Raw genomic sequence first — 19,388 nt, forward strand, 5'->3', positions numbered from 1 at the left:
GTCAACGCCAGCTGAAGACCGGCGGGAAGGTGCAGCCGGTCACCTCTTCGCGGGCGGCCGTGCAGAACGCGCGTACCGCGGCGCGGACCGGTTCGGTCTCCTGCCCGAGCACCTTGAACACCAGGCCGGCGTCGTTCGGCAGCCGGCTCACAGCGGTGGCCAGCGGTGTCCGCTCGTCCCACACCGGCGTCGCGGTGCGCTCGAAGACCCTCGCCGCCCGGTCCGGGTCGGTGAGCAGCACGACGTTGCCGAAGACGTGGAAGCGGTCCATCATCCCGATCCGCGACACCGGGAAGCGGCCGGGAGTGATCACGAACTTCTCGACGAACAGCGGGCGTCCGTCGGGCCGCCCGGCGCGCAGCGTGGTGGAGAACAGGTCGTACGCGAAGATCTCGCCGTCGCGGTAGTACTTGCGGCCCGGTTGAAGCACCTCGGCGTACAGCATTGTCGCGGTCTCCGGCAGCCGGACCACGGTGTCGGAGACGAACCGGCTGCGCCGGAACGGGATCACCGGCTCGGGCAGGAACTCCAGGTAGGCGTCGTCGGCCAGGGTGAAGCTCTGGGTCTGGGTGCCGTAGTTGGCGTCCATCTCCTGGATCTTGGTGGCGGCCTGGGTGACCAGGTGCGCCTGTGCGCCGGGCCCGAGGTCGACGTCCATCCGCAGCCGGTCGCCCTGGAGCACGCCGCCGGAGGTGGTGAGGATCATGACGCAGGGCAGGCCCGGCATCTCCTCGTCCCAGTACAGCGCGCGCTGCACCAGCAGCGGCGACTGCCGGTAGACGTCGCGCAGGATGGTCCGGTCCGCGCGCCGCTCGAACCCCAGCCGGAGGATGCCCACCTTGCCGTTCGCGGCGGCCGGCAGCTGCGCCGGCTGGTCCTGGTACGGCGCGAGTTCCCGGACGGAGTCCAGAGTGGTCATGCGAGCACTTCGGCGTCGAAGAGCGCGTTGCGGCGGACCAGGTCCACCAGGTCGTCGATGCCCTCGCCGGTCTTGCAGTTGGTGAACACGAACGGCTTGCCGCCGCGCATCAGCTCGGCGTCGCGGGCCATCACGTCCAGGTCGGCGTCGACGTACGGGGCCAGGTCGGTCTTGTTGATCACGAGGATGTCGGACTTGGAGATGCCGGGGCCGTTCTTACGCGGGATCTTGTCGCCGGCCGCCACGTCGATCACGTAGATGAAGTAGTCGACCAGCGCGGGGCTGAAGGTGAGCGTGAGGTTGTCGCCGCCGCTCTCGATGAGCACGACGTCGCTGTCCGGGAACCGCGCCTCCATGTCCTCCACCGCGGCGAGGTTCATGCTGGGGTCCTCGCGCACGGCGGTGTGCGGGCAGGCGCCGGTCTCCACGCCGACGATGCGTTCCTCCACCAGCACGCCGGTCAGGGCGCGGCGGACGTGCTTGGCGTCCTCCGTGGTGACCACGTCGTTGGTGATGACCAGGATGCGCAGGCCCTGCTCGACCAGGCGGGGCACGACGGCCTCGATGATGGCCGTCTTGCCGCTGCCCACCGGGCCGCCGACGCCGATCCGACTCGCTGATTTCATTTCGAAGAGCCCTTCAGGTGGTGAGCGGGAGCGCTCAGCTCATGAACATCCGTACGTGTGCGTGCTGGTGCGCGCCGGCCAGCACGTCGAGGTGCGGCGCGAAGCTCTGCATGTCGTCGAGCCCGGCGGTCCGCACCTCCTCGTAGTCCTCGCCGACCCGCTCGTTGACCGCGAAGAGGATCGACTGGGTGTCGAGGTGGTCCACCCGCATCAGCCGGACCGCCGCGCCGAGCACCATCGAGGCCGCGCCGTACTGGTGGGCGGCGAACGCGTCCGCCTCCCCCACGCCGAGTTCGGCGAAGAGCACGCCGAGCGCGACCGGGTAGGTGACCGGGACGCCGGCGCCGCTCTCCGCGACGCGCTTGCGAAGCAGGGACTCCCCCACCACCCGTTCGGCGGCCTCGGCCAGCTTGCGCCCCATGCGGACCGTCATGGTCCGCGTCTCCTCATTGATCTTGCGCAGGTGTACGGCCTCGTCGGCCGCCCGGATCCGGTCGAGGTCGCCGGCGCGGGCGGCGCGGTGCGCCACGAGCAGCGCCACCCCGTCACCGGTGGCGGCCGCGCGGGTGACGGTACGCACGAACTCCTGCAACGTGGCCCGGTCGTGCACCGCGCCCTGCTCGACCGCCGTCTCCAGCCCGTTGGAGAAGGAGAAGGCGCCGACCGGGAAGACCGAGTCGCCGAACTGGAGCAGCTTCAGGGCCTCGGTCACCGTGGACACGCGCGCCCCTCAGTTCAGGTCGGCGGGCAGGTGCGTGTGCGGGGTCGAGTCGGCCCCACCGAACAGGCGCCGCGACTCGTGCGGGGCCAGGTACGCGATGATCTCGGTGCCGGGGATGAACTCGTGGGTGAGACCGGTGAACGCGTGCGTGCGCATCACCGAGTCCATCACCTTGCGGTCCACAGTGAGCGGGACGTACATCTTGGTGCCCTTCACGACCGCCGGCCAGTGCTGGTTGCCGATCGCGTGGCCCAGTTCGACGGCCGAGCGGATCACCATGTCCAGCGACTCGCCGTGCAGCGTGTCGAGGTGCACCACCATGACCTCGCCGAGCGCGATCCGGGCCACCACGGCGGTCGCTGTGGCGTCGTCCCACGCGAGCACGTCGCCGTCGCGCAGCCGTACGCCGCGGGCCAGGGACAGCGCCAGTTCGGTGCCGAGGCTGGTGGTCCGGCGCAGCCGGCTCTTCTGGGCGTCCCACTGGTCGAGGACCAGGTCGTCGACCTTGGCCTCCCGGAGCCGCTCGGTCCAGGCCGGCTCGTTCACGTTGCCGAGTACCGTTTCGACGAGCATGTGTTCTCCTTTCACGCGACCCCGCCGCCGGCCCGGCCGGGGCGGGCGTCGCGCCGGGTCAGCTGAAGAAGTAGAGCTGGCTGAGGGGGAGGTTCTTGGCCGCCGGCACTGTCGCGTGCACGCCGTCCATCTTCACGGCGAAGGTCTCCGGGTCGACCTCGAGCTTCGGCGTACGGTCGTTGCGCACCATGTCGCGCTTGGTCAGGTTGCGGCAGCCGTAGACCGGGATGACCTGCCGTTGCAGGCCCAGTTGCTCGGCCACGCCCGACTCGTGCGCGGCGCGGGACACGAACGTCACGCAGTTCTTGGCGACCTGCGAACCGGTGGCGCCGAACATGGGCCGGTAGTAGACCGGCTGCGGCGTGGGCAGCGACGCGTTCGGGTCACCCATGATCGACCAGGCGATCATGCCGCCCTTGAGCACCATCTTCGGCTTCGTGCCGAAGAACGCGGGCTCCCAGAGCACCAGGTCGGCGAGCTTGCCCGGGCTGACCGACCCGATGACGTGCGAGACGCCCTGGGTGATCGCCGGGTTGATGGTCATCTTGGCGACGTAGCGCAGGACGCGGAAGTTGTCGTTGGCGTCGGAGTCCTCGGCCAGCTTGCCGCGCACGTTCTTCATCTGCCCGGCGAGCTGGACGGTGCGCAGCCAGGTCTCGCCCACCCGGCCCATGGCCTGCGAGTCGCTCTGCATCATCGAGATGACGCCCTCGTCGAGGAGCACGTCCTCGGCGGCGATGGTCTCGGTGCGGATCCGGCTCTCCACGAAGGCGACGTCCGAGGGCACCTTCGGGTTGAAGTTGTGACAGACCATGATCATGTCGTACAGCTCGGACTGGCTGTTGATGCCGTACGGCACGGTGGGTGTGGTCGACGCGGGCAGGACGTTCATCTGGCCGGCGACCTTGATGATGTCCGGCGCGTGCCCGCCGCCGGCGCCCTCGGTGTGGAACGTGTGGATGGTCCGGCCCTCGAAGGCGGCGATGCTGTCCTCGATGTAGCCGCTCTCGTTGAGCGTGTCCGTGTGGATGCTGATCTGGACGTCGTACTCGTCGGCGACGGCCAGGCAGGACCGGATCACCGCGGGCGGCGCGCCCCAGTCCTCGTGGATCTTGAAGCTGGGCACCCCGGCCATGATCTGCTCGACGAGCGGCGCCCGGCCGCTGCTGTTGCCCTTGCCCAGCAGGCCGATGTTGATCGGCAGGTCCTCGAAGGCCCGCATCATGTTCTGGATGTTCCACGGGCCGGGCGTGATGGTGACGCCGTTGGTGCTGTCGGTGGGTCCGGTGCCGCCGCCCCAGAGGGTGGTGACGCCGTTGCTGAGCGCGGCCCACACCTGCTGCGGCGTGACCAGGTGGACGTGCGCGTCGATGCCGCCGGCGGTCAGGATCAGGTGTTCGCCGGAGATCGCGTCGGTGCCCGGACCGGTCACCAGGCCCGGGGTCACCCCGTCCATGATGTTGGGGTTGCCGGCCTTGCCGATCCCGGCGATCCGGCCGTCCTTGATCCCCACGTCCGCCTTGACCACGCCGAGCAGCGCGTCCACGATGGTCACGTTGGTGATCACCAGGTCGATCACGCCCTCGGCGCTCGTTGCCTGGCTGGCACTGCCCATGCCGTCGCGCAGGGTCTTGCCGCCGCCGTACATGACCTCGTCACCGAGAACCCGCAGGTCCTTCTCGATCTCGATGTAGAGGTCGGTGTCACCCAGCCGGATCTGGTCGCCCGTGGTCGGGCCGTACATTCCGGCGTATTCCTGCCGTGAGATCTGACTCATGCGTTGTCGCTCCAGCTCTGGCGCGTCTGAGAGTGGCCGGGCTACTTGCCCTTGCCCTTGCCTTGGTCCTGGCCCTTGCCCTGGTCCTTGCCCTGGTCCTGCTGCTGCGACGTGGTCTTGAAGCCGCGCGTCTGGGCCTGGTGGAGCGCCTCGGCCCGGTCCGGCCGGTAGCCGGGGATCGGCCCGTCCCCGGTCCAGCCCTGGACCAGGCCGTTGAAGCCGTACACCCGCTGGGAACCCCCGTACGGGACGAGCTGGACGGTCTTGCGGTCGCCGGGCTCGAACCGGATCGAGGTGGTGGCCGGAATGTTCAGCCGCTTGCCGAACGCCGCCGGGCGGTCGAACTCCAGGAAGCGGTTGGCCTCGAAGAAGTGGAAGTGGGAACCGACCTGGATGGGCCGGTCGCCGGTGTTCTGCACGACCACCTCGGTCACCGGCCGCCCGGCGTTGAGTTCCAGGGGTTGGTCGCTGAGCTTGTAGCCGCCGATGGGCCGAAGGTGCTTGGAGTTCGGTCCCGGGTGTTGCTTCGCCATGTCGCCCCCGCTCTGCCGGAGACCGTGGCCTCCGGTCGCTGCTCTACTGGATGGGTGAGTGGACGGTGATCAGCCGTGACCCGTCGGTGAAGACCGCTTCGACCTGGAGCATCGGGATCATGTCCGCCACGCCGGGGATCACGTCGTCGGCAGTGAGCACGTGGCTCGCGTCGTTCATGACCTCCTCGACGGTCTTGCCCTCGCGCGCGCCTTCGAGCGCCGCGGCGCAGATCACCGCCACCGCCTCGGGGTGGTTGAGCTTGACCCCGCGCGCCTTGCGGGCGTTGGCCACCATCGCCAGCGAGTGAATCGTCAGCTTGTCGAATTCCTTCGGCGTGAGATGCACGTCGCGATCCCTTCACGTACTTTCGGCTATGTCGCCACATTAGGAGGGGTTTGCGAAGAACGTAGGCTTTCAGCAAGATCTCAGGACTCGGCGTGCGCCCGCCTGCGCCGGTCGTAGTCGGCGACCCAGATCTGCTGGATCTGCTCCAGCGTCCGGCCCCTGGTCTCGGGCAGGTAGCGCCGGACGAACAGGAAGCCGAGCACGCACAGCGCGGCGAACAGCGCGAACACCCCCGACCGGCCGAGCGCGTCGAGCAGGCTCAGGAAGAACTGCGTGATCAGGTACTCGGTGCCCCAGTGGGTCGCCGACGCGATCGCCACGCACCGGCCGCGGATCGGACCGGGATAGATCTCGTTGATCACGGTCCACGCGCCCGGGCCGATGGACACGGCGTAGAAGGCGACGAAGAAGATCACGCCGACCAGCAGGAACAGGCCCGAGGTGGTGATCCGGCCGTCGCCACGCCCGGAGCCCGCGCCCAGGAAGCTGACGCTGACCACGGCGAGCGAGACGGCCATCCCCGCCAGGCCGACCAGCAGCAGCGGCCGGCGGCCGACGCGGTCGAGCAGGCCCACCGCGACGAGCGCGAACGCCGCGTCCACCGCGCCGATCGCCCAGGTGGTTGCGGAGAGCTGAGCTTCGGGGGTACGGAATCCGGCCGCCGAGAAGATCGAGTCGGCGTAGTAGATGATGCCGTTGATCCCGGTCGTCTGCTGGAACAGCGCCAGCCCCACACCCAGCGCGAGCGGACGCCGCCACTGCGGGGACAGCAGCTCCCGCCAGCTCGCCCTGCGACCGTGCAGACTCTCCTCGATCTCGTGCAGGCGCTGCCCCACCCGGTGCTCGGGGACGGTCCGGCACAGCGACTCCCGGGCGCGGCGCCGGTCGCCCCGCTTGAGGTACCAGACCGCCGAGTCGGGCACCACCACCGTCACCAGGATCAGCGCCACGCCCAGCACGACCGCGGCGCCGAGCAGGTACCGCCACGACTCGCCGCCGGTGAACAGCTCGTCCGCCAGGTAGCCGATGAAGATCGCGAAGGTGGTCGAGAACTGGTAGACCGCGAGCAGGCCGCCCCGGATCCGTTCCGGCGCCGCCTCGGCCGCGAACATCGGCCCGGCGACCGACGCCACGCCGATGCCCACCCCGAGGAGCAGCCGCGCGCCGAGCAGGGTGCCGATGGCCGGGGCCGCCGCCTGCACGATCGTGCCGACGACGTACGCGCCGGCGGCGACCCACAGCGCGCCCCGCCGGCCGATCCGGTCGGCGAGGTGGCCACCGGCGAGCGCGCCGGCCAGCGCGCCGAGTGTCACCCAGCTCGCCGCCACCTCCACCTCGAAGGTGTCCACGTCGAACGTGTGCCGGATGTCGTGCAGGGCGCCGCTGATGACGCCCTGGTTGTAGCCGAAGAAGGCGCCGGAGAGGACGACGATCGCCAGGATCGCCACGAGGTTGTGGCGGGGCGGCTGGCCTGCCGCGCGTCCGCTCGCCGCCATGCCACCCCGTCCGCCGGCGACCGCCCCACGAAACGGCCGAAAGCCTACATATGCGACATATAGTAGGTACGTCGCGGCGGGCCGACGGCAAAACTCCCGGACGCTGCCGGGGCCGCTGCTGCACACGGACGGGGGAAGGGTGAACCGGTCGGCGCCGTACGGCTCCGCGGACTCCTACCGCGAGTTCCGCCACCCGCTCGCGGCGCTCGTGCTCGCCGTCGTCACCGCCGGCGCGCTGGACGCCTTCGCGTTCCTGCGGTACGGCGCGTTCGTCGCCAACCAGTCCGGCAACGCCATCTTCCTCGGCATGGGACCGGCCGGCGGGCATCCCACGTGGCCGGTCTCGGCGGCCTCGATCGTCGCGTTCGCCACCGCCGCCGGACTGGTGAACCTGCTTCGCCGCCGGACCCGGCCGACGGCGGCGCCACTGGTGGACATCGCCGTCACCGAGGCCGCCATGGTCGTCTGGACGGTGCTCAACCTGGCGCTCGCGTACGGCCGGCACGGCACGGCCGCGCGTGTGCTGCTCGCCGCGGCCGGCGCGATCGCCATGGGCAGCCTGACCACCGTGGCGACCCGTACCGCGGGCATCGCGACGCCGATCACCTACCAGTCGGACACCACGACGAAGACCGGTGAGCGGGCCGCCCGCTGGCTGTTCGGCCCCGCCGCCGGCCGGGGCCGGGCCCGGCGGGGCACCCTGCTCGGGCTGCTCGCCCTGGTCAGCTACAGCGCCGGCGGTGCGATCGGCATGCTCGCCCAGCACCGGCCCCGCTGGGTGCCGCTGTGGGGGACGATCGCCCTGGCCGTGCTGATCCTGCTGCTGCGGCGGCACCCCCGGCCGCCGTCGCGGCCCGGCTGAGCGTCAGTCGGCCTGGGCGGCGAGTTCCCGGGCCCGGTCCCGGGCCGCCTCCAGCGCCGCCAGCATGGCCGCGCGTACGCCGTGGTTCTCCAGCTCGCGGATCGCGGAGATGGTGGTGCCAGCGGGCGAGGTGACCGCCTCGCGCAGCTTCACCGGGTGCTCGCCGGAGTCGCGCAGCATCACCGCCGAGCCGATCGCGGTCTGCACGATCAGCTCGTGCGCCACCTGACGCGGCAGCCCGAGCAGGATGCCCGCGTCGATCATCGCCTCGACCAGCAGGTAGAAGTAGGCCGGACCGGAGCCGGAGAGCGCGGTGACCGCGTCCTGCTGCGACTCGGGCACCCGCACCGTCGAGCCGAGCGGGGAGAACATCTCCTCCGCCAGGGCGAGGTGCTCGCCGGTGGCGTACGCGCCCGCCGAGATCGCGCTCATCGCCTGGTCGACGAGTGCCGGGGTGTTCGTCATGACCCGGACCACCGGGGTGCCCTCGGGCAGCCGGCGGTTGAAGAACGCGGTCGGCAGACCGGCGCAGAGCGAGATGACCAGCTTGTCGGCCGGCACCTTCGGGCCGATCTCGTCCAGCAGCGCGGCGGCGTCCTGCGGCTTGACCGACACGGCCAGCACCTCGGCCTCGGTCACCGCGGTGAGGTTGTCCACCACCCGTACGCCGTAGCGGTCGGTCAGCTCCCGCGCCCGCGCCGGGCGCCGCGCGGTGGCGAGCAGCCGCTCCACCGGCCAGCCGGAACGCAGCAGCCCGGAGAGCATCAGCTCACCGATCTTGCCGGCGCCGATCACCGCGACCGTGTGCACCTGGCGTGCCATCAGCCGTACCCCTTCCCGGGTCACGTGGGAGGGCGTGGCGGGCCGGGTCGCCGGCCCGCCACGCCCGTGCGCCGTCGATCAGCTGCCGAAGAAGACCTCGGCCTCGGCGTACCGCTCCAGCGGCACGGTCTTCAGCTCGCGGGTGGCGTCGGCGAGCGGGACGCGGACGATGTCCGTGCTCTGCATCGCGACCATCTTGCCCCAGTCGCCCTCGTGCGCGGCGTCGATCGCGTGGAGGCCGAGCCGGGTGGCCAGCACCCGGTCGAACGCGGTCGGGGTGCCGCCGCGCTGGATGTGGCCGAGCACCACGGTGCGGGCCTCCTTGCCGGTCTTCGCCTCCAGCTGCTCGGCCAGCCACTGGCCGATGCCGCCGAGACGGACGTGACCGAACGCGTCCAGCTCCTGGTTGTGCAGGACCATCTGGCCGTCCAGCGGCTGGGCGCCCTCGGCGACCACGACGATCGGGGCGTACTGGTGCTGGAAGCGCTTCTCGACGTAGCCGGCGACCTGCTCGACGTCGAACTGCCGCTCCGGCAGCAGGATCACGTTGGCGCCACCGGCGAGGCCGGCGTGCAGGGCGATCCAGCCGGCGTGCCGGCCCATGACCTCGACCACGAGCGTGCGGTGGTGGCTCTCCGCGGTGGTGTGCAGCCGGTCGATCGCCTCCATGGCGATGTTGACGGCGGTGTCGAAGCCGAACGTGTAGTCGGTCGCACCGAGGTCGTTGTCGATCGTCTTCGGCACACCGATGACGTTCACGCCCAGCTCGTGCAGCTTGGTGGCGACGCCGAGGGTGTCCTCGCCGCCGATCGCGATCAGCGCGTCCACGCCCTGGGCCGCGAGGTTGTCCTTGATCCGCTCCACGCCGTTCTCGATCTTGAACGGGTTGGTGCGGGACGAGCCGAGGATGGTGCCGCCGCGGGGCAGGATGCCGCGCACCTCGGCGATGCCGAGCGGCTTGGTCAGGCCCTCGAGCGGGCCCTTCCAGCCGTCGCGGAAGCCCACGAACTCGTGACCGTAGGTGGCGACGCCCTTGCGGACCACCGCCCGAATCACCGCGTTGAGACCTGGGCAGTCGCCGCCGCCGGTGAGCACGCCGATACGCATGATCTGCTCATCCTCCTGGAGCATCAGGTGAAGCCCGGATAAGCCCCAGGATATGTGTCAGATCAGACCATCGGCGCCGTTGCCGGCCCGGGGCGGGCCGTCACTGCGCACTGTAGTCGGCGCAGGTGTACGCCGACACCGCACCCCGGGCCGTTCCGGACGGCGGACGGGCTACCCGTCAGTAGCTGACCTCGTGGTTCTCCCCCGCCTTCGGCGGCTTGCCGGTCACCGCCGCCTTGGCGAAGCCGAGCAGGTTGACCACGGTGCTGCCGGGCGAGTCCCAGTACTCAGCCGACCCGGCGTGCACCTTGATCAACGTGATCCCCGGCGTGTCCAGCCCGTCGGGGAACCACACCTTCAGCACCGGGCTCCACAGCTCCTTCGCCCGCTCGGGGTCCCACTCCTCGGTGGCGGTGCCGGCGACCGACACCCAGGCGTGGTGCCGCTGGTCGGAGAAACCGACGTTCACCTGCGGGTTCACCCGGATCTGCCGTACCTTCGCCGAGTCGGCGTAGGCGAAGAACCACAGGTCGCCGTCGAACTCCGCCTCCTGCAACCCCATCGGGCGGCTCACCAGACGCCCGTCCACGCCGGTGGTGGTGAGCAGGCAGATCCGGGCGTCCCGGATCAGCTCGGTGACCCGGCGGCGGGCGTCCGCGGCGCTGGTCGGCTCATGGCTCATGGGGCACTCCTGTCTCCGGTCGGCGTAGATGCCGCTCCCGTGCCCTGGGCGGAACCGGTCAAACCTCCCGCGCCGTCATCGCCCGCCACCGCGCCAGGTTGTGCCGGGCGTCGACGAGCGCGTCGTGCCGGTCGGCCTCGGCGTCCGGCAGCCGGGGACGGCCCCGGTCGTCCCAGAGCTGGCGCAGCTCCTTGGTGAAGCGGGGGATCTCCCGGGGCAGCGCCGGCATCGCGCCCCACAGCTGGGCCAGCACGACGTGGTCGTACGCGGCGTACCAGGCCCACAGCTCCAGCTGCTCGCCCGGCCGGTCCCGCACCGGCTCCATCAGGAACTCGTGCAGGTCGTCGCGGATGCGCTCCCGGGAGCGCCAGGCCCGGTCGGCCGGCGAGGGGAGCTTGTCCAGCACGTTGCGCCGCACCCAGGGCACCGCCCGGGAGTCGTCGAACTCGGTGGAGACCGCGTAGAACTCGCGGCCGTACTCGTCGACGACGCCGATCGACACCAGGTCGACGATGCGGCCGTCCTCGATGAATTCGCAGTCGTAGAAATAGCGGTAAACCATCGCCCTCATCCTCGCCCATCACCGGCACGGGCCGGTCGCCGGGGCGTCCGCCGAGGTCGGCGGCCGTGCCGGCGACGGCCGGGCATGGTCACGGAAGTGTTTCCGGGGGTGTACAGCACGCGACGGGACCGTCATGATCTGATGTGTACCGCCGTCGGGCGCCGAACCGGTTGAGCTGCCTCGTACCGGGACTGACAGCTTCACCCGGTGTGCGAGTCGTGACTTCTGACCGGGGAGGGGTTGAGCCGTGGAGTCTCGCCTGCCGGAGCCGGGTGACGCGCTCACGGGTGTGGAGATGTTCGCCGGGCTCGAGCCGGAGGTGCGGCAGCGTGTCATCGCCGCAGCCGTGCCGCGCACGTACCGCAAGGGCCAGCTGCTCTTCGTCGAGAACGACCCCGGCGAGTCGCTGATCGTGCTGCGCCGCGGCGCGGTGGCGGTGTTCCGCACCGCACCGACCGGCGAACGCGCGGTGCTGTCGGTGATCCGACCCCCGGACGTGCTCGGCGAGGTGTCCCTGTTGGACGCCTCCACCCGCTCGGCGTCGGCCGAGGCGATCGAGGACTGCGCCGCACTGGCGCTGTCCCGGCCCGCGTTCATGGAGCTGGTGCACTCCAACCCACGCATCCTGGACGCGGTGATGCGCTCGCTGGGCCAGCTGATCCGCCGGCTCACCGAGCAGAACGCCGACCACGTCTTCCTCGACCTGCCCGGCCGGGTGGCCAAGACGCTGGTCCGGCTGGCCGGCGAGAGCCAGGCCCCGATGATCACCATCGAGTTGAACCAGAGCCAGCTCGCCGAGATGGCCGGCGGTTCCCGGCAGAGCGTCAACCAGGCCATCGGCTCGTTCGCCAGCCGCGGCTGGCTGCGTACCGAGGGGCGCCGCATCGTGGTCACCGACGTGGCCGCGCTGCGCCGCCGGGCCGGCATGAACGACCGCTGACACGACGACGGCAGGGGCCGGCGGTCGTCCCGCCGGCCCCCGCCGCGTTCGTCGTACGCCCGTTCGTCGTGCGCCCGGTCAGTCGTTCGTGGTGTCGGCGGGGGGCGCGCTCGGCCCCGGGCCGATCTTCGACGGGTCGGTCTTCTTCGGCGGGGTCGTCGTGGTGGTCGTGGTCTCGGTCGATCCGCTACCCGCGGGCTGCTCCACCATGCCTTTTTCCTCCAGTTCGGCGAGGGTGACAGCGTCCACGTCGACCGTGTCACCGACGGCCCACACCGTCCCCCGTGGATCGGTCCATGAGGCGGACAGCCGGACGTGCACGGCAAACTCCCTGTCGACGGGACTTCCTGCTAGGGGAGACTAGACCCGGCCGAACAGCCGTGACGTCCCGCCGACCCGTCGGGTACCCGACTGCGCGGCCGCGCGGGACACTGGGGACCTCACGCGTACGGAGCCGGACATCGACCTCACCTGTGGACACTGCGCCCGGACCGCCGGGCCGGACGACCGTTTCTGCGGTGGGTGCGGCCGTCCGCTGGCCGCGGCCTGCCCGTCCTGCGGTCACGCCAACGACACCGGCGCCAACTTCTGCACCAACTGCGGTCAGCCGCTGCGCGACCACGCGGTCACGGTGCAGGAGGACCGCCGCCAGGTGAGCGTGCTCTTCATCGACATCGTCGACTTCACGACATACGCCGAGCGGGCCGACCCGGAGCAGGCCCGCGGCCTGCAGCAGGCCTACTTCGCCACGGTGCGCCGGCTGGTGCACCAGTACGGCGGCGTGGTGGAGAAGTACATCGGCGACGCCGTCATGGCGCTGTTCGGCGCGCCGGTGGCCACCGACAACGACGCGCTGCGGTGCGTACGCGCCGGGCTGGAGCTGCAACGCAGCCTGGCCCGGCAGCCGGCCGGACCGCATCCGCCGCTCGGGTTCCGGGTCGGCATCGCCACCGGCGAGGCCCTGGTCGACCTGTCCGCGGCGCGCGACGGCGGCCAGGCGTTCGTCACCGGCGACGTGGTGAACACCGCCAGCCGCTTGCAGGGGCTCGCCCCGGTCGGCGGCGTGGTGGTCGACGAGAGCACCTGGGCGGCCACCCGGCGCGAGATGGAGTACGACGACCAGCCACCGGTGACGTTGCGCGGCCGGTCGTCGGTGAGCCGGATCTGGCTGGCCGTACGGGCGCGGCCCCGGCGCGACGGGCAGACCGCCGAGCTGACCCCGATGGTCGACCGGGACCACGAGCGGGGCCTGCTGGTCAGCGCGTTGCACCGCACGCTGACCGAGCGCACCTCGCAGCTGCTCACCGTCTTCGGCCCGGCCGGGGTGGGCAAGAGCCGGCTGCTGCGCGAGCTGGCCCGGCACGCCGCCAGCCTGCCCGGCGCCCGGGTCACCTGGCTGACCGGCCAGTGCCCGCCGTTCGGCGAGAACGTCACCTACGCCGCGCTGGCCGACATCGTCCGGAGCTGGGCCGGGCTGACCGGCGCCGACGACCCGGCCACCATCCGGGACCGGCTGCGCGAGCGGCTGGGCCACCTCGCCGACCCGCACGCGGTACGGCTGGCCGAGGCGCTGGGCCCGCTCGTCGGCGTCTCCGGCGAACGGCTCACCTCGGCCGAGACCGAGGCGGCGTGGCGGCGCTTCCTGCTCACCCTGGCCGCGACCGGTCCCACCGTGCTCGTCTTCGAGGACATGCACTGGGCCGACGAGGCGATGCTGTCCTTCGTCGAGCAGCTCGGCGCGGCGGCCCGCAATGTACCGCTGCTCGTCGTCGCGACCGCCCGGCCGGAGCTGCGCGAGCGGCACCCGGCCTGGACCGGCACGATCAGCGGGGCGATGTCCATCTCGGTGCCGCCGATGCACGACGGGGACATCGACACGCTGTACTCGCTGCTGCTCGGCCAGGCCACGCTGCCGCAGGACGCACGGGCGCCGCTGATCGAGTTCGCCGACGGCAACCCGCTCTACGCCCAGGAGTACGCGCGGATGCTGCTCGACGGCGGTCTGGCCGAGCGGACCGCCGCGCTCGCGCTCGCCGACCCGGTCGGGAGCGCCGGGATGCCGCGTACCGTGCAGGCGGTCATCGCCAACCGGCTGGACCTGCTCGACCCGGCCGACCGCGCGGTGCTCCAGGCCGCCTCGGTGGTCGGCGTGCAGTTCTGGGCGGCGCCGGTGGCGCTGGCGCTCGGCCGCCCGACGGAGTGGGTCGAACGGGCGCTGCACCACCTCCAGCGCCGTGACCTCGTCTACGAGCTGCCCGTCTCGACCATGCCCGGTCAGGCGGAGTACCGGTTCCGGCACGTGCTGGTCCGGGACGTCTGCTACCAGCGGCTGCCCCGGGCCGAGCGGGTCGCCCGGCACCAGCGCACCGCCGACTGGCTGGAGCAACTCGCCGACGGGCGGCTGCACGACCTGGCCGAGGTGCTGGCCAACCATCGCTGGGCGGCGCACGAGATCGCCCGTACGGTCGGGCTGGACCAGGCCCCGCACGCCTCCGCGACCCGGTCCGCGCTGCACCGTGCCGCGCGCCGGGCGTACGACCTGCACGCGCTGGAGACGGCGGCCACGCTGGTGGAGCGCGCGTTGAGCGTGGAGTGCGGCCCGGACCCGGCGCTCGAACTGTTCCAGGCCGAGCTGGCGTTCTACCGGGACCGCGACGGCTTCCTCGACGGCGGCGGGACGGCGCTGCTCACCACGCTGGCCGGCCGGCTGGCCGACGCCGGTGACCGCCCCGGCGCGGCGAAGGCGTGGCGGCTGCTGGCCACGGCGGCCTTCGCGCGGGCCGACCGCTCGGAGCTGATGCGCTGCCTGGACCGGGCGATCGGGCTGCACGCCACGCTGCCGGACAGCGAGGACAAGGTGGGCGTGCTGCTGGAGCTGGCCCGGGCGCACATGCTCGACGCGGAGACCGAGCCGGCGTGCGTGGCCGCGCGTACCGCCGCCGAGCTGGCCGAGCGGCTGGAGCTGCGCGAGGCGCGGGCGAACGCGCGCATCACGCTCGCGGTGGTCCGGTACCAGGCCGGCGCCGAGGAGGCGTACGCCGAGCTGGCCGAGGTGACCGAGGAGTGCCGGGTGGAGCGGCTGACCAGCCGCCGCCGCGCGGTGCACAACCTGGCCTGGGTGCTCCAGGAGGAGGGCGACCTGACCGGCTCGGCCCGCCTGGTCGACGAGCAGCGCTCGCTGGACCTGGCCGGCGAGCACGCCCTGACGGTGAGCTTCAGCGACCAGTGGGCCCGGTCGTACTACAGCGGGGACTGGACGGCGGCGCTGCGGATGGCCGAGGGGTCGACCCGGCGCCCGACCGACGAGTGGGACCTGCACATCGTCGCGGTGTCCGGCTGGATCCGGGCGCTCGGCGACGGGCCGGCCGGTCCGGGCGCCGGTGAGGACCTGGTGGACCAGGCGCTTGTCGCAGCCCGGCGCAGCGGGTTCCAGCGCGTGCTGCGCTCCACGCTGGCGCACGCCGCGCTCTGCCGTGCGGTGCAGGGCCGCCGGGACGAGGCGGTGGCGCTGCTGACCGAGCTGGACGAGGACTGGCGGCAGACCACGATGATCCCGTTCGCCGAGTGGGTGCCGGCTGTCGGTCACGTCGCGGCGCTGCTCGGCGGCGACGCCGCGGTCCTGGTGCGCGACCTGCTGGCCCACGCGCCGCGGGTGACCCGCTGGGCGCGGGAGGCCGGGCGGTCGGCCGAGGCGGCGCTGGCCCGGGGCGACGGGGACGCCGCGCGGGCGGGCCGGCTGCTCACCGCCGCGGCCGAGGGGTACGCGGAGATGACCGACGTCACCGACCAGATGATCGCGTCCGCGCTGGCGGTCGGGCCGCTGACCGAGGCGGACCCGCCGGCCGCCGCGGCGACGCTGGCCCGGGTACGCGCGTTCGCCGGGCGGCACGCCGCCGGTGGGCTGCTGCGGATCGCCGGGGCGGGCTGAGGGTCAGGCGGGGACCGGCTGCCGTGCCGCGGCGCTCTTGGCCTTCTGGGCGTACGTGTCGACGTACTCGCGGCCGGACAGCTCCATCAGCTCGTACATGATCTCGTCGGTGACGGCCCGCTCGACGAACCGGTCGCCGGCCATCCCGGCGTAGCGGGAGAAGTCGAGCGGCGGCCCGAAGCGGATCCGCACCCGGCCCAGGTTCGGGACGATCTGGCCGGTGGGCTGGATCGCGTCGGAGTTGAGCATGGCCATCGGGACGACCGGGGCGCCGCTCTCCAGCGCGAGCCGCGCCACGCCGGTCTTGCCCCGGTAGAGCCGGCCGTCCGGCGACCGGGTGCCCTCGGGGTAGATCCCGGCGATGCCACCGGCGCGCAGCACCGAGAGCTGGGTGTCGAGGGCGGCCCGGGCGGCCCGCCCGCCGGAGCGGTCGACCGGGATCGTGCCGGAGCCGACGAAGAACATCTTGGTGAGCCGGCCCTTGAGTCCCTTACCGGTGAAGTATTCGGCTTTCGCGATGAAGGTGACTTTTCGCTTGACGATCAGCGGCGTGAAGATCGAATCCGAGAAGGAGAGGTGGTTGCTGGCCAGGATCACCGGGCCGGTCTCCGGAACGTGCTCCAGTCCCTCGACCTGCGGGCGGAAGATCAACCTCAGCAGTGGGCCCAGAACGACGTACTTCAGCAGCCAGTACAGCACCGGCGTCCTTCCCGTGTCGGTGGCGGCGGACGGGTCGCCGCGTGGCCCCGCAGACGCCGGCGGCGCCCTCGGGAGTCCGGGAAGAGGGTACGAACGACGAGCGGCACGCCACAACGCACTCCCGGAACCGGGTGCCGACGTGTCACGATTCAGGGCACGGGCAGGGATCGGCGAAGGGGGTGTCCGCGTGTCAGGGGGCGGGCCCCGTCGGGGACGACGGGACAACGGGCTCGACGCGGCCGAGTACGCGGTCGCGGGCGACGTCGATCCACGCGTCGGCGAGCACCTGCTCGACGTGCTCGCCGCCGGTGGCATCGCGGCCTACCTCCAGCCCTCGGCCGACCTGAACCCGGTGACCCGCACCACCACCGTCCCGGCCCGCCCGGTCGACCGGCTCTACGTCGACAGGTCGCACCTGACCACCGCCCGCGACTACCTGACCCAGCTCGCCGACGAGGGCGCGGGCGACCCGCCGCGCACCGACGAGCCGGACATCGAGGCCGAGTGGGCGAAGATCGTGGCCGGCTTCCACACCACCCCGAGCGCCGGCAGCCACCCCTGGCCCGCCGCGGAGGACGTGGACGACCCGCCCGCGCCGGGCACCGGCGCCGGCGGCCGGGCCGAGGAGCCCGCCGGTCCGACCGCCACCGACGTGCGCCGGCTGCCGTACGCCGCCGACATCTCCGGCGTCTCGCTGAGCCGGGACCGGCACGACGAGCCCTCGCTGCTCGACGGCCTGGACACGTTCGGCAACAACCTGCCCGACGAGGCGTCGGACGAGGAGCACTACACCCCGCCCCCGCCGCCCCCGCTGCCCCGCTTCTCCAAGTACGCGGTGCTCGGCGTGACCTGCATCGTGCTCGGCTTCCTGCTGTTCCTGTCCCCCACCGTGGTGGCGCTGGTCGACCCGTCGGTGGTCACGCTGCTCGGCTTCACCGGCATCCTGGCCGGCTTCGTGATGCTGATCTGGCGGCTGCGCCCGGGCGACCGGGACGACCACGACCCGGACGACGGCGCCGTCGTCTGACGCCGCATCCCCGGTGCCGCCCGGATGGCGGGACGCCGCCCGCCCTGGGCGAGGGCGTAACAAACGTGTAACTTACAGTCAGTAGGAATAGGCTGAACGTCACGTCCCGCACCGGCTGTCCGGCTTGCGTCTCCTTCCGGGTCGCCGGTCCCCTGCTGAGCGGATTGCCCGAGATGCGACAGAGCCCCCTCGTGGTGGTGGCCAACCGCCTCCCCATCGACGACAGCGTGGCGCCCGACGGCGCCTTCGAGTGGCGCCGCAGCCCCGGCGGCCTGGTGAGCGCCCTGCACCCGCTGCTGCGGCACACACCCGCGACCTGGGTGGGCTGGGCCGGCGGCACCGGTCCCGCGCCCGAGCTGCCGGACGTGGACGGCGTCCGGATGCACACCGTGCCGCTGAGCGCCGAGGACTTCCGCGACCACTACGAGGGCTTCGCCAACGCCACCCTCTGGCCGCTCTACCACGACGCCGTCGAGCAGCCGGAGTACCACCGCCGCTGGTGGGAGGCGTACCAGCGGGTCAACCAGCGGTTCGCCGAGGCCGCGGCCCGGGTGGCCGAGCCGGGCGGCCTGGTCTGGGTGCAGGACTACCACCTCCAACTGGTGCCGGGCCTGCTCCGCGAGCTGCGCCCGGACCTGCGGATCGGGTTCTTCCTGCACGTGCCGTTCCCGCCGCCGGAACTGTTCATGCAGCTGCCCCGCCGGGCCGAGCTGCTGCGCGGCATGCTCGGCGCCGACCTGGTCGGCTTCCAGCGGGCCCAGGCCGCGCACAACTTCGCCCAGCTCGCCACCAAGGTGCTCGGCCTGCCCGCCACCGACCGGCGCATCGGCGTGGACGGCCGGGTGGTGCGCATCGGTGCCTTCCCGGTCGCCATCGACACCGCCGAGATGTCCGCGCTCGCCGCCCGTCCCGAGGTCGCCGACCGGGCGCGCCGGCTGCGGCAGGATCTCGGCCGCCCCGAGCAGGTGATCCTCAGCGTCGACCGGATGGACTACACCAAGGGCATCGAGCAGCGCCTCAAGGCGTACCGGGAGCTGCTCGCCAACGGCGACATCAAGGTCCGCGACACGGTGCTGGTCCAGGTGGCGGTGCCCAGCCGTGACCGGGTGGCGCAGTACCAGATCCTGCGCGACCGGGTGGAGCACCAGGTCGGCCGGATCAACGGCGAGTTCGGCCGGGTCGGCGAGCCGGCGATCCACTACCTCACCCAGCCGTTCGACCGCGCCGAACTGGTGGCGCTCTACCGGGTCGCGGACGTGATGGCGGTGACGCCGCTGCGCGACGGCATGAACCTGGTCGCGAAGGAGTACGTGGCGGCCCGGGTCGACGGCACCGGCGCGCTGCTGCTGAGCGAGTTCGCCGGCGCCGCCTCCGAACTGGAGCAGGCGTACCTGGTCAACCCGCACGACCTCGATGGCCTCAAGCAGGGGTTGCTGGCCGCGCTGCGCGCCGGCCCGGAGGATGTCGCGGGCCGGATGCGCGCGATGCGCGAGCACCTGGCCCACAACGACATCCACGCCTGGGCGGCGTCCTACCTCAGCGCGCTGGAGGAGAGCGGAACGCTGGTCGGCCGCCGCCCCGCCCCCCGCTGACCGGCGCCCCCGGCGCTCACCCGGCGGCGGGCGCCGGGTCCTTGTCCAGCCAGTCCAGGATCGCGTCGATCGGCTCGCGCCAGCGGGCGTCGAGCATCAGGTCGTGCCCCATGCCGGGGAACAGCAGCGGCGCCGAGGCGTACCGGCGGGCGGCCCTGGTCAGGGCCCTGGCCGGC

19 protein-coding genes and 1 pseudogene are annotated in these 19,388 nt (G+C 72.2%); 5 read left to right on the forward strand and 15 right to left on the reverse strand.

Going from position 1 to position 19,388, the window contains the following annotated elements:
* Position 1: 1 nt before the first annotated feature.
* The 8 genes from EAD96_RS07110 to EAD96_RS07145 all read right to left on the reverse strand — a co-directional run bounded on the left by EAD96_RS07110 (position 2) and on the right by EAD96_RS07145 (position 6,991).
* Complete coding sequence (locus tag EAD96_RS07110) at positions 2-919, reverse strand: urease accessory protein UreD (protein ID WP_121683679.1); 918 nt, start codon at positions 917-919, stop codon at positions 2-4.
* The gene (ureG, locus tag EAD96_RS07115; protein WP_013287653.1) at positions 916-1,545 is read right to left on the reverse strand and encodes an urease accessory protein UreG; all 630 of its coding nucleotides are present in this window, start codon (positions 1,543-1,545) and stop codon (positions 916-918) included. The genes EAD96_RS07110 and ureG overlap by 4 nt, the downstream gene beginning before the upstream one ends.
* 34 nt (positions 1,546-1,579) lie before the next feature.
* Positions 1,580-2,266, reverse strand: coding sequence for an urease accessory protein UreF (locus EAD96_RS07120; protein ID WP_120568789.1), 687 nt, complete (start codon positions 2,264-2,266; stop codon positions 1,580-1,582).
* A gap of 9 nt (positions 2,267-2,275) precedes the next feature.
* Entirely contained in the window at positions 2,276-2,839 is a 564-nt protein-coding gene (ureE, locus tag EAD96_RS07125) for an urease accessory protein UreE (protein ID WP_013475749.1), read from the reverse strand.
* A 58-nt stretch (positions 2,840-2,897) separates the two neighbouring features.
* Complete coding sequence (locus EAD96_RS07130; RefSeq protein WP_121683680.1) at positions 2,898-4,616, reverse strand: urease subunit alpha; 1,719 nt, start codon at positions 4,614-4,616, stop codon at positions 2,898-2,900.
* Positions 4,617-4,657: 41 nt separating this feature from the next.
* On the reverse strand, positions 4,658-5,149 hold the full coding sequence (locus EAD96_RS07135) for an urease subunit beta (protein ID WP_120568787.1): 492 nt from the start codon (positions 5,147-5,149) through the stop codon (positions 4,658-4,660).
* A 43-nt stretch (positions 5,150-5,192) separates the two neighbouring features.
* Positions 5,193-5,495, reverse strand: coding sequence for an urease subunit gamma (locus tag EAD96_RS07140; RefSeq protein WP_013287657.1), 303 nt, complete (start codon positions 5,493-5,495; stop codon positions 5,193-5,195).
* Positions 5,496-5,575: 80 nt separating this feature from the next.
* Positions 5,576-6,991 (reverse strand): sugar porter family MFS transporter, encoded by a 1,416-nt coding sequence (locus EAD96_RS07145; RefSeq protein WP_121683681.1) that lies wholly within the window; start codon positions 6,989-6,991, stop codon positions 5,576-5,578.
* A gap of 139 nt (positions 6,992-7,130) precedes the next feature.
* On the opposite strand from EAD96_RS07145, the gene EAD96_RS07150 reads away from it, so the two are divergent.
* Positions 7,131-7,853: a YoaK family protein gene (locus EAD96_RS07150; protein WP_233585505.1), complete on the forward strand. Its 723-nt coding sequence runs from the start codon at positions 7,131-7,133 to the stop codon at positions 7,851-7,853.
* A gap of 3 nt (positions 7,854-7,856) precedes the next feature.
* On the opposite strand, the gene proC is transcribed toward EAD96_RS07150, so the two are convergent.
* The 4 genes from proC to EAD96_RS07170 form a co-directional block, all read right to left on the reverse strand.
* Complete coding sequence (gene proC, locus EAD96_RS07155; RefSeq protein ID WP_120568785.1) at positions 7,857-8,675, reverse strand: pyrroline-5-carboxylate reductase; 819 nt, start codon at positions 8,673-8,675, stop codon at positions 7,857-7,859.
* Between the two features lie 78 nt (positions 8,676-8,753).
* On the reverse strand, positions 8,754-9,782 hold the full coding sequence (locus EAD96_RS07160) for a 6-phosphofructokinase (protein WP_030273929.1): 1,029 nt from the start codon (positions 9,780-9,782) through the stop codon (positions 8,754-8,756).
* A gap of 178 nt (positions 9,783-9,960) precedes the next feature.
* On the reverse strand, positions 9,961-10,464 hold the full coding sequence (locus EAD96_RS07165; RefSeq protein ID WP_121683682.1) for a pyridoxamine 5'-phosphate oxidase family protein: 504 nt from the start codon (positions 10,462-10,464) through the stop codon (positions 9,961-9,963).
* A 58-nt stretch (positions 10,465-10,522) separates the two neighbouring features.
* Positions 10,523-11,026, reverse strand: a complete 504-nt coding sequence (locus EAD96_RS07170) for a polyadenylate-specific 3'-exoribonuclease AS (protein WP_120568783.1) — start codon at positions 11,024-11,026, stop codon at positions 10,523-10,525.
* Positions 11,027-11,273: 247 nt separating this feature from the next.
* Between EAD96_RS07170 and EAD96_RS07175 the strand changes: the two genes are divergently transcribed.
* A complete protein-coding gene (locus EAD96_RS07175) occupies positions 11,274-11,966 on the forward strand; it encodes a Crp/Fnr family transcriptional regulator (RefSeq protein ID WP_013287664.1) in 693 nt (230 codons plus the stop codon).
* Positions 11,967-12,044: 78 nt separating this feature from the next.
* Here the strand turns inward: EAD96_RS07175 and EAD96_RS07180 are convergent, their stop codons facing one another.
* The gene (locus tag EAD96_RS07180; RefSeq protein ID WP_120568782.1) at positions 12,045-12,287 is read right to left on the reverse strand and encodes a hypothetical protein; all 243 of its coding nucleotides are present in this window, start codon (positions 12,285-12,287) and stop codon (positions 12,045-12,047) included.
* Positions 12,288-12,426: 139 nt separating this feature from the next.
* Between EAD96_RS07180 and EAD96_RS07185 the strand changes: the two genes are divergently transcribed.
* Positions 12,427-15,894 carry an adenylate/guanylate cyclase domain-containing protein gene (locus EAD96_RS07185; protein ID WP_121683683.1) on the forward strand — a complete coding sequence of 1,156 codons (3,468 nt, stop codon included), beginning with the start codon at positions 12,427-12,429 and terminating at the stop codon, positions 15,892-15,894.
* Between the two features lie 3 nt (positions 15,895-15,897).
* On the opposite strand, the gene EAD96_RS07190 is transcribed toward EAD96_RS07185, so the two are convergent.
* Positions 15,898-16,593 carry a 1-acyl-sn-glycerol-3-phosphate acyltransferase gene (locus EAD96_RS07190; RefSeq protein ID WP_121683684.1) on the reverse strand — a complete coding sequence of 232 codons (696 nt, stop codon included), beginning with the start codon at positions 16,591-16,593 and terminating at the stop codon, positions 15,898-15,900.
* Between the two features lie 187 nt (positions 16,594-16,780).
* Here EAD96_RS07190 and EAD96_RS07195 point away from each other — a divergent pair, with 187 nt between their 5' ends.
* Complete coding sequence (locus tag EAD96_RS07195; RefSeq protein ID WP_121683685.1) at positions 16,781-17,620, forward strand: DUF308 domain-containing protein; 840 nt, start codon at positions 16,781-16,783, stop codon at positions 17,618-17,620.
* 173 nt (positions 17,621-17,793) lie between these two features.
* On the forward strand, positions 17,794-19,212 hold the full coding sequence (locus EAD96_RS07200) for a trehalose-6-phosphate synthase (protein WP_121683686.1): 1,419 nt from the start codon (positions 17,794-17,796) through the stop codon (positions 19,210-19,212).
* Between the two features lie 16 nt (positions 19,213-19,228).
* Here the strand turns inward: EAD96_RS07200 and EAD96_RS07205 are convergent.
* A pseudogene (locus EAD96_RS07205) lies at positions 19,229-19,388 on the reverse strand (alpha/beta hydrolase); the annotation flags it as partial.

Origin of the sequence: Micromonospora sp. BL1 (assembly GCF_003667485.1) — a bacterium.
Classification (GTDB): domain Bacteria; phylum Actinomycetota; class Actinomycetes; order Mycobacteriales; family Micromonosporaceae; genus Micromonospora; species Micromonospora tulbaghiae.

What these genes read in the sequence shown, in the direction of transcription:
- EAD96_RS07110 (WP_121683679.1), bottom strand. Translation starts at nt 919, where the DNA reads ATGACCACTCTGGACTCCGTCCGGGAACTCGCGCCGTACCAGGACCAG.
- ureE (WP_013475749.1), bottom strand. Translation starts at nt 2,839, where the DNA reads ATGCTCGTCGAAACGGTACTCGGCAACGTGAACGAGCCGGCCTGGACC.
- EAD96_RS07130 (WP_121683680.1), bottom strand. Translation starts at nt 4,616, where the DNA reads ATGAGTCAGATCTCACGGCAGGAATACGCCGGAATGTACGGCCCGACC.
- ureG (WP_013287653.1), bottom strand. Translation starts at nt 1,545, where the DNA reads ATGAAATCAGCGAGTCGGATCGGCGTCGGCGGCCCGGTGGGCAGCGGC.
- EAD96_RS07170 (WP_120568783.1), bottom strand. Translation starts at nt 11,026, where the DNA reads ATGGTTTACCGCTATTTCTACGACTGCGAATTCATCGAGGACGGCCGC.
- EAD96_RS07145 (WP_121683681.1), bottom strand. Translation starts at nt 6,991, where the DNA reads ATGGCGGCGAGCGGACGCGCGGCAGGCCAGCCGCCCCGCCACAACCTC.
- EAD96_RS07165 (WP_121683682.1), bottom strand. Translation starts at nt 10,464, where the DNA reads ATGAGCCATGAGCCGACCAGCGCCGCGGACGCCCGCCGCCGGGTCACC.
- proC (WP_120568785.1), bottom strand. Translation starts at nt 8,675, where the DNA reads ATGGCACGCCAGGTGCACACGGTCGCGGTGATCGGCGCCGGCAAGATC.
- EAD96_RS07135 (WP_120568787.1), bottom strand. Translation starts at nt 5,149, where the DNA reads ATGGCGAAGCAACACCCGGGACCGAACTCCAAGCACCTTCGGCCCATC.
- EAD96_RS07200 (WP_121683686.1), top strand. Translation starts at nt 17,794, where the DNA reads ATGCGACAGAGCCCCCTCGTGGTGGTGGCCAACCGCCTCCCCATCGAC.
- EAD96_RS07160 (WP_030273929.1), bottom strand. Translation starts at nt 9,782, where the DNA reads ATGCGTATCGGCGTGCTCACCGGCGGCGGCGACTGCCCAGGTCTCAAC.